We start from the raw sequence: 12,051 nt of genomic DNA, 5'->3' as shown, positions 1-12,051 counted from the left end.
GCGGTGGCTGCTCCATGACCACGGACAAAACCACACCGCCACAGCAGGTCAGAACGGATCTCCTGCTGGAGTATTAGCGGGGGTGAGGAGGAAGAGGATGAAGACGGCCTCGGTTCCGTCCCAGCGGATCGCCTCCACTACGCGATTCATTCGCCACCTCCGAGCCCGCAGATTCTTACCCTAGGAATCAGCATGTCGGGCGTAAGGTCCCCGCCCGGCACAAGGTGACCATAATTGGTGTCGACGGTCAGCGGACACCGCTGCGCGATCGATTGCACCAAGGCAGCGGCGAGATCGGGCGCGCGGTAGTCGACGCTGAAGATGGCGCGCGGCGACGTCGGAATTCGGGCCTGTGGCCAGTCTTCGAAGATGCCGTCGGCCTCGGGATCGGACACCTCTACCACGTGGCAGTGCTCGTCGCCGCGTCGAAGCGTCAGGACGGGGCCGTCGACTGCGACGTCGCCGACCGATCGGGCGAACTCTGCCAGCTTTCCCAGGTCGACCGTCCGGTCGTCGACAATCAGAGCCAGCGTCTCCATGATTTTGCCCCGCTCACGCCATTAATTGTTGATGTCGCTGCCAACCGGGACGAACGCTATGGTTCATCGCGCTTGTCCACAAGGGCATTTCGGGAGCGCGAGGGTGCCGGGTGCGCGGGGTGGGGCCGTCGGCCCGGGAGGCGGCGGGTGCCGGGGCCCCGGGCCGACGGTGGCGTCACCGGACGGTGCAGGGCACGCCGTTGAGGGTGAACCCGGTCGGCGGCACGTTCGGCCCGCTGTACGCGCCGACGAAGCCGGTGCTCGTGCTGCCCCCGCCCCCGGCGAGCTGCCGGTTGTCGGCGGTGCTGGTCACCCGCACGGTCCGGCCGGTCTGTTCCCAGGTGCCGCTCCACCCGCTGCTCACCTGCTGCCAGCCGGTCGGCCACGTCCAGGACAGCGTCCAGCCGTCGATGGGGTCGTCGCCGGTGTTGACGATGTCGACCGCGCCGACGTACCCGTTGCCCCAGTCGTTGGTGTTGGCGAAGCGCACGGCGCAGGTGCTGGTGGCGGTGGCGGCGGTGGTGAAGGTCAGCGGCGGCGACGACCAGGAGACCCGCCCGGCGGTGTCCCGGGTCAGCACGTTGACCGTGTACCTGGTGCCGGGCACCAGGTTGTCCACGTCCAGCGTGGTGCCCGAGGTCTCGCCGAGCTGCTCGCTGACCGTGCCGTGCTGCCGGTGCACCTCGTACTTGGCGATCGGGCTGGTGCCCGGGGTGGCCGCCGGCCAGGAGATGGTCGCGCCCCGGTCGGTGACGGCGGTCGCGGTGGGCTGGCCCGGAGCGCCCGGCTGGCCGGTGACCGCCCCGCCGGCCGGGCGCAGCACGAGCGTGGTCAGCGAGTACGCCGGCAGAGTGCGACTGGTGGCGCTGCCGGACTGGCCGCTGGCGATGGCGCTGGCCCCGTTGGCGTACGTGTAGAACACCGGCGGCGCGCTCGACGGGGCGAACCCGGCGTAGTCGATGGTGACCGGGTGGGCGTTGTTCGGGTCCTTGTTGAGCAGCAGCACCGCCAGGTCACCGTTGGCCCGGCGGGCGGCGTGCGCGGTGACCAGCGGCTCGTCGGTGCCGGCGCGGACGAGCTGGTCACCGGCCCGGACGAAGAGGTTCATCATGGACAACCCGTGGTACGGGGCGAAGCGCGTGTTCAGCGGTGGCTCGCAGACCGACCCGTCGGCGGTGCAGTTGCCGCTGGAGAGGATGCCGAAGTCCCCGTAGTCGGTCTGCCCAGCGACCTGCGAGACGGTGCCGATGCCGTTGTGCACGTTCCACCACTGCACGGTGAAGACGCCGTTCTCCAGCAGGTCGCTGTAGGCGTCGGCGAGGAAGAGCGCGCCCGGCTGGGTGGTCCGGCCCGCGTCGACGTTCAGCTCGGTGAAGCTGATGCCGATGCGTCCCGAGTTCGGCCCCGCGTACGTGGCGATCTGCTGGCGCAGCAGGTGGGCGGCGTCGTCGATGTGCGCGGTGCGGGCCAGCGACTCGGCGGCGCTGCCGCCCGGGTACCAGTGCACGTCCACGAAGTCGATCTTGGGGCCGGCGATCGAGAGGACGGTCCGGTTCCACGGCCCCGGGTCGGCCCCGGCGGTGATGCCGTCGGGCCAGTTCCCCGGCATGGTCAGCACCGCGCCGACCTTGATGGTGGGGTCGACGGCCTTCATCGCGTCGGCGTAGTCGACGACCAGCCGGGCGTACTGGGTGGCGCTCTTGTCGGGGTGGTCGTCGGCCTCCCAGGCCGAGCCGTAGTGGCCGTTGCCGTAGTTCTCGTTGCCGACCGCCCAGAACTTCGCGCCGTACTTCTTGGTGACGTTGGCGTAGCGGACCCAGTCGGCGGCCTCCGCCGGGGTGCCGGTGCCGTAGTTCGCGATGATCATCGGCTGGGCGCCGACCCGCCGCGCCCCGGCCATGAAGGTGTCGAAGTCGGTGTTCGGGGCCACGTACCCGCCGGGGGCGGTGTGGGTCTTCCAGTGGTAGATGTCGGCGTACGAGCCGCCGGGGTAGCGCAGCATCTTCACGCCGGCCGCGCGCAGCAGGTCGGAGGTCTCGTTGGTGCCCAGGTTGCTGTCCCAGATGGCCTGGTTGACGCCGAGCGCGGTCTCCGGCACGGTGGCCAGCCCCGCCCGCGCGTTGACGGTGACGGCGACCGGGTCGACGGCCGCGCCGGCGCGCGGCGGGCTGACCGTGACCGCCGCCGCCGCGACGAGCAGCAGGCTCGCGGCGAGGGCGGACCAGCGGTGGCGGGCGGGCCGGGGCGGGGGCAGCGCGGGGCACTCGGGGCTGATGGGGTTCTGCATGTGGAGTCCTTCGTGGGACGACGGAGACGGACTGCCCGGTGGTCATCGCAGTTGTCGCCGTCCCCCCGCCGGCCGTGCCAGGCCCTCGGGTTGCCCAGTGGACGACGGTCAGCCCCGCGCGCGGCGCTCATCGACGCATCAGAATCCCACGGCGGTCCCGGCCAGCTCAAGACCGCAGCGGGAAGCGCTTTCCGCGTGCTGCCCGCGCCCCCGAGGTCGACTGCCCGGAGTTGTCCGGTCACCTCAGATCGATGCGGAGCGTCGGGGGATAGTTCACGGGGTAGATGGCCAGCAGGTGCTCCCGCGCCGCGCGTAGGGCCCCCTCGAAGTCGAGGTTCTCCGACCTGTTGTCGTGGAACACGTGAATCCCCGGGGCGTGGGGGCCGACCGCCTCGTCCAGGTGCGCCTCGACGGACGACTCGACGCAAGCGTCGCGGGGGGAGAACCAGAGCGACATCCGCAGGCAGGACGCGTTCCGAACCGGCCCGAAGTCCACGTCCGGGTCCGGCCCCGGCTGAAGGCCGATCTCCCGTCTGCTGGTGACCTCCACGCAGTACGAGTCGCCGGACCGGCGGGTCTGCATCCAAGTACGGCCGGTGACCGGCTTGCTGGTGTCGGAGAACTCCACGTAGAGGTGACATTCGTCCAGGTCGAAGGCGCACTGGTGCAGGGCGGTGAGAAACGCTGTCGCCTCCGCCAGCCCGGTCGAGCCCTCGCCCCCGGCACGTTCCATCCCGACCCGGTCGGCCGCCAGGGGGGCGTGGGCCGGCACCGGCCGGGCGGTGGGGGCGAGGCCCTGCCGGCGCAGGGGCAGGCCGAGCGTCTTCGGGTAGTCCTCGATGTGCTGCAGTGCCGACACATGCTCGGACGCCGCGCGCAGGGCCTCGTCGAGGTCTCGACAATCGGTCCGGCGTTCGTGGAGCACGTGGGAGTCGGGGCCGTAGGCGTTGACCGCCACGTCGAGGTACGCCGCGACGGAGGACTCGACGCGCGCCTCTCGCGGGGAGATCCGGAGCCGCAGCGCGATGTAGTAGTCGTTCGTCAGGAACGACTCGGGATTGGTCTGCAGCGCGGATCGAACCTCGACGGAGATCGAATCGTCGGTCCGGCTCTTCTCCGTGTCCAGGTGGGTGAAGTGGGCGCCCTCGGTGCCGAAGTCGTAGTCGCGATGCAGCCGGGCGCCGTACTCCGCCAATTGGCGGTGGCATTCGTGCAGGGTCGCGAGGAGCGCCGGAATGGAATTCACCCGGCGATCCTGCCACCGGAAACCCGGGCGGGGTGACCCCCCTGCGGCCGGCGCGGTCGCCGGGCCCGAGGTGGGCCCGGCGACGGCCGGGTCAGGTGTTGACCGGGCGGCGGGCGACCAGCAGGACGTGGGTGACCGGCCAGTCCAGCGGCCGACCGTCGACGGTGGAGAGGGCGGCCACCGGGGCGAGGCGATTGGTGGCGATCCAGTCGTTGCGAAACGGCCCGCTGGCCGGGTCGACCTCGAAGCCGACGTCGGCCAGGAGCGCCTTCCAGCCGGCGTACTCCAGGCCGCAGAACTGCTCCCGGGTCTCCGACAGCCAGTTGTCGGTGTAGTCCTTGCGGGTCAGGAAGTCCATCGCCGCGCCCAGCGTCAGCTCCACCACCGCCCCGTCCGGGCCGACCTCGTGCTCCGCCGCGCGATCGGCCCCGGCCGGCACCGGCCGGTACGCCAGCGGGAACCGCCAGTCGACCGCGAACTGGTCCAGCCGGGCCCGCGTCGACAGCCCGGCGACGTGGGCCGCCGCCTCCTGCGGCGGCAGGGACGCCAGGTCGGTGCGCGGCCGGGGCGGGTTCGCGCCGTCGGTCGTCGCCAGGCGCAGCCGCACCGTCGCGTCCTGGCCGTCCGGCCCGCACACGTCGCTGTTGATCCATACCCCGCCGGGCACGGTGTGGTCGTAGATGGCCTGCACGAAACGGCGCAGCGAGGCCATCCGGTCGCCGTACGACCAGATCTCGTGGGTCAGCGCGAAGGTCATCGTGGTGTCCACCGAGCGCGGCGCGAAGACCGCCCCGCCGAGCACGTTGCGGCGGTAGAAGAAGACGTTCGGGTTGGTGAAGAAGCCCTGCGCCTTCTTGTGCACGCACTCCTCGAACAGGTGCCGGGCCACCTCGACGCCGATCAGGTCGCTCTCCCGCAGGGCCGGGTCCCGGTCGGCCAGCTCCAGCACCGCCCCGGCGCCGCAGCCGACGTCGACGATCCGGCCGGGCCGCACGTGCTCGCGCACCGCCGCCCACTTGCGCTGCGCGGCGTCGGCGAACGCCTCGGCGTACGTCCGGTAGTCGCGGGTCGGCGTCAGGCCGCCCTCGTCGCCGACGACCGGGTCGTTGACCACCGCCCGCACCAGGTCGTCGAGGCGGTAGCGGGCGTACACGTCGGCGGTCGCGGGGTGGGCGAGGTCCCGCCACGACGGGTCGCCGGCGGCGAGGCGCAGCAGCACCTCCCAGGGCCGGGCGGGCGTCGGCTCGACCTCCGCCTCCACCCCGGCGATGGGGAAGCCGAGCCGCTCGTACATCGCGGCGACCTCCGGGGTGGAGCAGGCCACCACCGTGTCGGCGGGGGTCAGCTCCAGGCCGGTGGCCGCCGCCACGTTCTTCAGGGTCACCTCGGCGAACCGGTCGGTCACGGCGGTGTCGAAGACGGGTACGACCACCGAGCGCAGCCCGGCCAGCACGCTGAACCGCTCGATCGCCGCCTCCCGGCGGTGGTAGGGCACCGGGTTGCGTCGGGTGTTCTCGTGGTTGGCGGAGGTGACCGCCCAGACCACGGTCGCCCCGCCGGCCGTCCCGTCCCCGGTTTTGTCGCCCGTGGGCGCGGCGAGCCGGCGCAGGTACTCCGCCTGGAATCGGGTCAGCAGGTGGTGGCGGCCGGGGAAGAGGAGGTAGCGGGGCATGGTCATCTTCCTAGCCGACCCCGGTCAGGTCCGCCGAGCCGGGGCGTGACCGGCCGGACCTCGGCCGGGGCGCCCGGGGCCACCGGCGCGCGAGGCGTACGCGTGGGCCGTCGACGGGGACGTCCCACTCGCGCTCGGGACGTACGACGTCAGCTGGTGCAGCAGACCGGCGCCGGAGTTCGGGTCCACCCGGCCATCCTGCCAGGGACCACCCCCCTCCGGCGCGACGCGTCGGCTCCCGTCCCGGCCCGTACGCCCTGGTGCGGCGGCACCCCGGCGTAGGCTGACGGCGTGGATCAAGAAGACCGGATCGCCCTTTTCCTCGACTACGAGAACCTCGCTCTGGGGGCGCGCGAACACCTTGGCGGCATGGCCTTCGACCTGCGGCCCATCGCCGACGCCCTGGCCGAGCGGGGCCGGGTGGTCGTCCGTCGGGCCTACGCCGACTGGTCGTACTTCGACGAGGACCGGCGGATGCTCACCCGCTCCCACGTCGAGCTGATCGAGATGCCGCAGCGGATGGGCGCGTCGCGCAAGAACGCCGCCGACATCAAGATGGCCGTCGACGCCATCGAGTTGGCCTTCGAGCGCGCGTACGTCTCGACGTTCGTGATCTGCACCGGCGACAGCGACTTCACCCCGCTGGTGCACAAGCTGCGGGAGCTCAACAAGCGGGTCATCGGCGTGGGCGTGGAGAAGTCGACCTCCGCGCTGCTGCCGCCCGCCTGCGACGAGTTCCTCTACTACGACCGCCTCGAGGGCGTCGACGCCCCGCCGACGCGCGGGCGGCGCGGCCGGCCGGCCCGGCTCTCCACGGCCGAACCGTCGCCGGTGGAGCCGACGCGCCAGCACCCGAAGCCCGAGCAGGAGCCCGAGCAGGAGCCCGAGGCGCAGCCGGCGGCCGAGGAGTCGGCCCGCGACGCCGACACCCTGGCCGTGCTGGTGGCCCAGACCGTGGCCGGCCTGCAGGGCAGCTCCGGCGGCGAGGTGACCGCCTCGACGCTCAAGCGCACCCTGCTGCGCAAGGACCCGACGTTCAGCGAGTCCGACTACGGCTTCCGCACCTTCGGTGAGCTGCTGCGGCACCTCGCCGCGCAGCGGGTGGTCGAGCTCGCGGAGGGCCCCGCCAAGGGCGACCCGGAGGTGTCCCTGCCCGAGCACGGCGACCAGGAGGTGGCCTTCGCGCTGGTGCGCTCCGTCGTGCAGGACCTGGCCGGGGCCGGCGGGGCCGTGGCCCTGTCCGGGTTGAAGAACCAGCTTCGCCGGGTCCGGCCCGACTTCAGCGAGAAGAAGCTCGGCTACCGCGGCTTCCTCCAGTTCTGCAAGGCGGCGGCGACCGGCGGCGCGGTGCACCTTGAGTGGAACGCGGAGGCCGACGACTACCTGCTCACCGCGCCGACCGCCTGACCCGCCCTCCGGCACCCCGCAGCGCGGGCGGGGTGCCGGAGAGCCCTGCCGCCGGCCTGCGCGCCCGGCCCCTCGTTGCCGCGCCCGGCGCGGACGGCTACGTTGAGACATCGATACATGGTGATCGATGCGACGACGGGTCACCCGGGCGGGACGCCCGTCGCGCCGCCGAAAGGGGACTCCCGTGATCCGTCGCCTGCTGCTGACCGTCGCCCTGGTGGGCGCCGCCGTCCTCGTCGTGCCCGGTACGCCGGCGCAGGCCCGCGCCTGCAAGATCGACCACCAGTGCGTGACCAGCTACCACTCCGACGCCAGCCACACCACCGTCGTCGGGCAGAAGTTCGAGGGCTGCGTCGGCGACGTCAGCACCTGGGGCGTCCTCTCGGGCTACCCGGTCTTCGTCGAGACCCCCTGCTGATCCCCTCGCCCCGGCGGCTCGACCCCGGCACCGGGTCAGGCCGGCGGTCGTGGCGGGGGCACGGCGAGGGCCGGGTGTCGGGGATCGCAGCCCCGACACCCGGCCCACCGGCTGCCTCGATCAGCGCTTGGCGGGCTCGAAGGTGTAGTCCACCCCGCCGACGTCGTACTTCCTGCCGTCGTCGTTGACCGGGCCGACCTGGACGACCTGGAGCTGGTACGGCCGCTGCAACTCCTGAGAGGTCGAGAAGCTGATCGACAGCACCGGCCGCTCGTCCGGGTTGATCAGCAGCGCCTTGATCTGCGCCTTGGCCGGGTCGACGATCTGCACGGCGCTTCGGCCGACCACCCGGATGCCCTCGCCCTGGCCACCGGCGGCCCGCCAGCGCTCGAACAGCTCCGGGCCGAGGTCGACGACGATGTTGGCGCCCGGCAGCGGCTCACCCAGCGGCCGGAACGCGAGGTCGTAGCGGGCCGGCGCCGCCAGCGGGTTCGCCAGGGCGTACGGCCGGACCGCGGGGCCCACGTTGGGGCCCGCCGGGACGGTGTTGGCGTTCTTCCAGGCGATGTTGTTGTTGTACTGCGTGTTGATCGACGTCGCCGAGCCCTCGAAGAGCATCGGGTCGGTCGGCGACTCCCAGCGCAGCAGGAGGCAGAAGTGCCCGATGGTGGGCACGACGGGCCATTCGATCGACGCCGTGGTGACGCCCGGGGCGGCCACCACCGGCTTCGAGCCGATCGGCGTCCAGTGCGTCGGCCAGACCGCGGCGCCACCGGAGGTGGTGTAGTACGCCTTCAGCGTTCCCGCGCTGATTCCGGAACCGTACGGTCCCGGCACGCGGAGCTTTCCGAAAATGTGCACCGTCGAGCCGACGGTGGGGCTGATGGACGTGGCGCACTCGACGGCGGTGGGGCAGATCTTGACGTCCGGGCTGTTGAAGAACGACGAGTAGATCGCGCCGTGCGGCTCCAGGCCGGTGTCGGTGGCGATGTCCCGGATGTAGGCGTCGGTGCGGGCGTTGGCGGCGATGCCGCCGTCCTTCTCGACGGCGGACGCGGCGGTGCCGCCCACGGAGAACGCCATGACGGCGGTGAGAGCGGCACCGAGCAGCAGTCGCGCGGCGCGGGGACGTGGACGGTTGCGGGCGATTCGCATGCGTGTCCCTTTCGGAGGGCGGTGGTCGCAAGTGGCGGGGAATGGGGATGACCACTCGGCCCGCTCACTGTAGGGCGAGGCCCCCGAATAAAGAAACACTCAAGAATGTCGATTGCTTGAAGCGCGTCCGCATATGCCGGTCAGGTGGTAATTCCCGGATACGGGGGAACGCCGAACGAGGAATGGCCATACGGCGTGTATCAATGTCCGCAGAGCCTCCTCCGGTACGCGGTCACGCCGCACCCATCGGCACGACCCGTCAGAGCCGCTCGACGGTGGTGCCGTGGCAGCGGTTGCGGGTGTCGAAGACGTACCGGGCGTGCCGCACCACCAGGTCGTAGTCGAGGCAGTCGTGGTCGGTCACCACGACCACCGCGTCGGCCTGGCGGACCTCGCGCTCGCTGAGGCCGACCAGGGTCACCCCGGCCGGGACGTGGTGCGGCTCGGCGTACGGCTCGACCGCCCGGACCTGCGCGCCGAGGGCCTGCAGCCGGCGGGCCACGTCGACGGCGGGGGAGTCGCGCATGTCGCCGGTGTTCTTCTTGTACGCCAACCCCAGCAGCAGCAGCCGGGCCCCGCTGACCGCCCGGCCGGCCCGGTTGAGCCCACCCATGATCCGCTGGGCGACGTGCTCGGGCATCTCGTGGTTGATGTCGTTGGCCAGCTCGATGAAGCGGAACTGCCGGCCGAGCCGCCGCTTGACCTGCCAGGAGAGGTAGCAGGGGTCGATCGGCAGGCAGTGCCCGCCCACCCCCGGCCCGGGGCGGAACGGCATGAACCCGAACGGCTTGGTCTCGGCCGCCTCGATGGCCTGCCAGACGTCGATGTCGAGGTGGTGGCTGAGCATCGTCAGCTCGTTGATCAGCGCGATGTTGACCTGGCGGAAGGTGTTCTCGATCAGCTTGGTCAGCTCGGCGACGCGGGTGGAGTCCACCGGGACGGTCCGCTCGACCAGCCGACGGTAGAACGCGTCGACCCGGTCGCGGGAGGCCGCGTCGACCCCGGAGACCACCTTCGGGGTGTTCTCCAGCCGCCACACCGGGTTACCCGGGTCGATCCGCTCCGGGCTGTAGCCGAGGTGGAAGTCGCCGGGGCTGGTCAGCCCGCTGCCCGCCTCCAGCAGCGGCCGGAGCAACTCCTCCGTGGTGCCGGGATAGGTGGTCGACTCCAGGATCACCGCGCAGCCCGGCCGCACGTACGGGCCGATGGCCACGCCGGCCCGTTCGACGAAGCTCAGGTCGGGAACGCCGTCGCGCAGCGGGGTCGGCACGGTGATCACGCAGACGTCGAAGCCCTCGGCGTCGGCGTACTCCGTGCTCGGGTGGTATCGCCCGCTGCCCAGCGCCCGGCCGAGCCGGTCGGTCGGGATGTCCTCGACGAACGACTCGCCGGAGGCGAGCCGCTTGACCCGGTCGGCGTCGACGTCGAGGCCGACGACGTCCATGCCCGCCTCGACGGCCCGCATGGCCAGCGGCAGCCCCACGTATCCCTGGCCGATGACGATCAACTTCTCAGCGCTCACCCGTGCTCCTGCGGCAGACGACGGAACGTGCATCCTCGTCAGCCTAAGGGAGCATCTGAGCTTAAAGTCCGTTTTGGGGATGACGGGGCCGGTGGGAAAGCGGCGACCCCGGCCGGATCGACGATCCGGCCGGGGTCGCGCGGCGCGCGGCGGCTACCGCTGGCGTGCGCAGGTCACTCGACCTCGGCCGGCGGGTCGGCCGGGGTGCTGGCGGTCGTCGGCGGCGGGTCGGCCGGGGTGCTGGCCGTGGTGGGCGGCGGCTCGGCCGGGGTGCTGGCGGTGGTCGGCGGCGGCTCGGCCGGCCTGGTCCTCGTGGGCATCCCGGAGGGCACCGGCCGGGCCGACCCGCTCGGCAGCGGGGTCGGCGTCGCGCTGGCCGGCGCGGAGGTGCGCCCCGGACCCGGCCGGGGCCGGTCGTCCTGGTCGACCTCGACCTCCTCGGTGGCCCCCGAGTTCTGGCCCTGCTGGGTCGGTACGGCCACCGGGGCGGTCGGCTGGATCTTGGGCGCGGGCGCGTCCGAGGTCCGGGCGGCCCCCAGGGCCGCGCCGAGCGCGGTCAGCGCCACCAGCACGGCCACGAGCGCGCCGACCAGGGGGCCGCGTCGACGGCCACCCAGGGCGGCCGTGGGACGCACGGCACCCGAGCGCACCGGCGGCAGGTCGTCGCGGGTGGTGCCGCTGACGCCCGAGCCGGCCCCGCCGGCCCCGCGAAACGCGGCCGGCACGGTGCTGGTGGGCGCCGAACCGTCCGCGATCGTGGCCCGTGCGGCGTCGGCCATCGCCGCGCCGGTGGCGTACCGCTCGGCCGGGTCCTTCGCCAGGGCCCGGGCCACCAGCTCGCGCACCGCCGCCGGGATCTCCTGCGGCAGCTCCGGCGGCTCGTCGTCGAGGTGCCGGACGGCCACCTGAAGCGGATTGTCCCCGGTGAACGGCGGCCCGCCGGTCAGGCAGCAGTACGCCACCGCGCCCAGCGCGTAGATGTCGGTGGCCCCGGAGACCGGCCGGCCGGCCGCCTGCTCGGGGGCCATGTAGAGCGCGGTGCCCGGCACCGCGTTGGCGCTGGTGATGCTCGTGATGTTGGTCGACCGGGCCACCCCGAAGTCGACCAGCACGACGGTGCCGTCCTCCTGCACCAGCAGGTTGCTCGGCTTGACGTCGCGGTGCACGATGCCACCGGCGTGCGCCGTGTGCAGCGCCTGGGCCGCCTGGGCGACGACCGACATGGTCTCGGCGACGCCGAGCTGCCCGGCCGCCTCGATCCGCCTGGACAGCGGCTGGCCGTCGACGAATTCCATCACCAGGTAGTCGGCTTTCCCGCCGTCGGGCAGGTCGTCCTCGCCGCAGTCGTAGACCTGCACGATGCCCGGGTGCCGCAGGGCCGCCATGATCCGCGCCTCGGCCCGGAACCTGGCGATGAAGTCGGGGTCGGAGACCAGCGCTGGCAGCAGGACCTTCACCGCGACCTGACGGCCGAGGGACTGGTCCGTGGCACGCCAGACGTCACCCATGCCGCCGGTGGCGACACGGTCGTCCAGGCGGTACCGGCCGCTGAGTACGACTCCTGAAGACAACACGGCACTACCGTACCCAGAGCCGGCCGCGAACACTTCTCGCGTCGGGGGCGAGCCGGCCGGGCCGCCCCCGACGGCGGGGCGAAAGGCGGGTTCGCGCACCTCAACTCTGGTGATCGTCTCGTGACGGCGGGTCAGGCCGGGTCGCCGGGGCGACCGTGGCCAGCCCAGACGGGGGCACCCGGGCGCGGCTGCGCGACGCCGACCGCCGGGGCGGCCGGAAGCGGGGCCCTG

General features: G+C 72.5%; 9 protein-coding genes. 2 read left to right on the top strand and 7 right to left on the bottom strand.

The genetic code is table 11. The features are described from left to right. Positions 1-146: 146 nt before the first annotated feature. The 4 genes from ACLQ2V_RS25110 to ACLQ2V_RS25095 all read right to left on the bottom strand — a co-directional run bounded on the left by ACLQ2V_RS25110 (position 147) and on the right by ACLQ2V_RS25095 (position 5,744). Positions 147-539, bottom strand: a complete 393-nt coding sequence (locus ACLQ2V_RS25110) for a hypothetical protein (RefSeq protein WP_425721034.1) — start codon at positions 537-539, stop codon at positions 147-149. A gap of 175 nt (positions 540-714) precedes the next feature. After that, the gene (locus tag ACLQ2V_RS25105) at positions 715-2,826 is read right to left on the bottom strand and encodes a cellulose binding domain-containing protein (RefSeq protein ID WP_425721033.1); all 2,112 of its coding nucleotides are present in this window, start codon (positions 2,824-2,826) and stop codon (positions 715-717) included. 238 nt (positions 2,827-3,064) lie between these two features. Further along, positions 3,065-4,072: a hypothetical protein gene (locus tag ACLQ2V_RS25100; protein WP_425721032.1), complete on the bottom strand. Its 1,008-nt coding sequence runs from the start codon at positions 4,070-4,072 to the stop codon at positions 3,065-3,067. Positions 4,073-4,163: 91 nt separating this feature from the next. Next, complete coding sequence (locus ACLQ2V_RS25095) at positions 4,164-5,744, bottom strand: class I SAM-dependent methyltransferase (RefSeq protein WP_425721031.1); 1,581 nt, start codon at positions 5,742-5,744, stop codon at positions 4,164-4,166. A 291-nt stretch (positions 5,745-6,035) separates the two neighbouring features. On the opposite strand from ACLQ2V_RS25095, the gene ACLQ2V_RS25090 reads away from it, so the two are divergent. Continuing rightward, a complete protein-coding gene (locus ACLQ2V_RS25090; protein WP_425721030.1) occupies positions 6,036-7,151 on the top strand; it encodes an NYN domain-containing protein in 1,116 nt (371 codons plus the stop codon). Positions 7,152-7,335: 184 nt separating this feature from the next. Beyond that, positions 7,336-7,569, top strand: coding sequence for a DUF6289 family protein (locus ACLQ2V_RS25085; protein ID WP_425721029.1), 234 nt, complete (start codon positions 7,336-7,338; stop codon positions 7,567-7,569). A gap of 120 nt (positions 7,570-7,689) precedes the next feature. Here ACLQ2V_RS25085 and ACLQ2V_RS25080 read toward each other — a convergent pair whose 3' ends face one another. From ACLQ2V_RS25080 to ACLQ2V_RS25070, 3 genes are all read right to left on the bottom strand, one after another. After that, positions 7,690-8,724: a hypothetical protein gene (locus ACLQ2V_RS25080; protein WP_425721028.1), complete on the bottom strand. Its 1,035-nt coding sequence runs from the start codon at positions 8,722-8,724 to the stop codon at positions 7,690-7,692. Between the two features lie 259 nt (positions 8,725-8,983). Continuing rightward, a complete protein-coding gene (locus ACLQ2V_RS25075) occupies positions 8,984-10,246 on the bottom strand; it encodes a nucleotide sugar dehydrogenase (RefSeq protein WP_425721027.1) in 1,263 nt (420 codons plus the stop codon). Between the two features lie 173 nt (positions 10,247-10,419). After that, positions 10,420-11,820, bottom strand: a complete 1,401-nt coding sequence (locus ACLQ2V_RS25070; RefSeq protein WP_425721026.1) for a protein kinase domain-containing protein — start codon at positions 11,818-11,820, stop codon at positions 10,420-10,422. Positions 11,821-12,051: the final 231 nt, after the last annotated feature.

Origin of the sequence: Micromonospora sp. DT233 (assembly GCF_049841815.1) — a bacterium.
Taxonomy (GTDB): domain Bacteria; phylum Actinomycetota; class Actinomycetes; order Mycobacteriales; family Micromonosporaceae; genus Micromonospora.
This window is presented reverse-complemented; position numbering and strand designations above follow the sequence as displayed.

Excerpts from the sequence above, each read along its gene's own strand:
- ACLQ2V_RS25110 (WP_425721034.1), bottom strand. The coding sequence starts at position 539 with ATGGAGACGCTGGCTCTGATTGTCGACGACCGGACGGTCGACCTGGGA.
- ACLQ2V_RS25105 (WP_425721033.1), bottom strand. The coding sequence starts at position 2,826 with ATGCAGAACCCCATCAGCCCCGAGTGCCCCGCGCTGCCCCCGCCCCGG.
- ACLQ2V_RS25095 (WP_425721031.1), bottom strand. The coding sequence starts at position 5,744 with ATGCCCCGCTACCTCCTCTTCCCCGGCCGCCACCACCTGCTGACCCGA.
- ACLQ2V_RS25080 (WP_425721028.1), bottom strand. The coding sequence starts at position 8,724 with ATGCGAATCGCCCGCAACCGTCCACGTCCCCGCGCCGCGCGACTGCTG.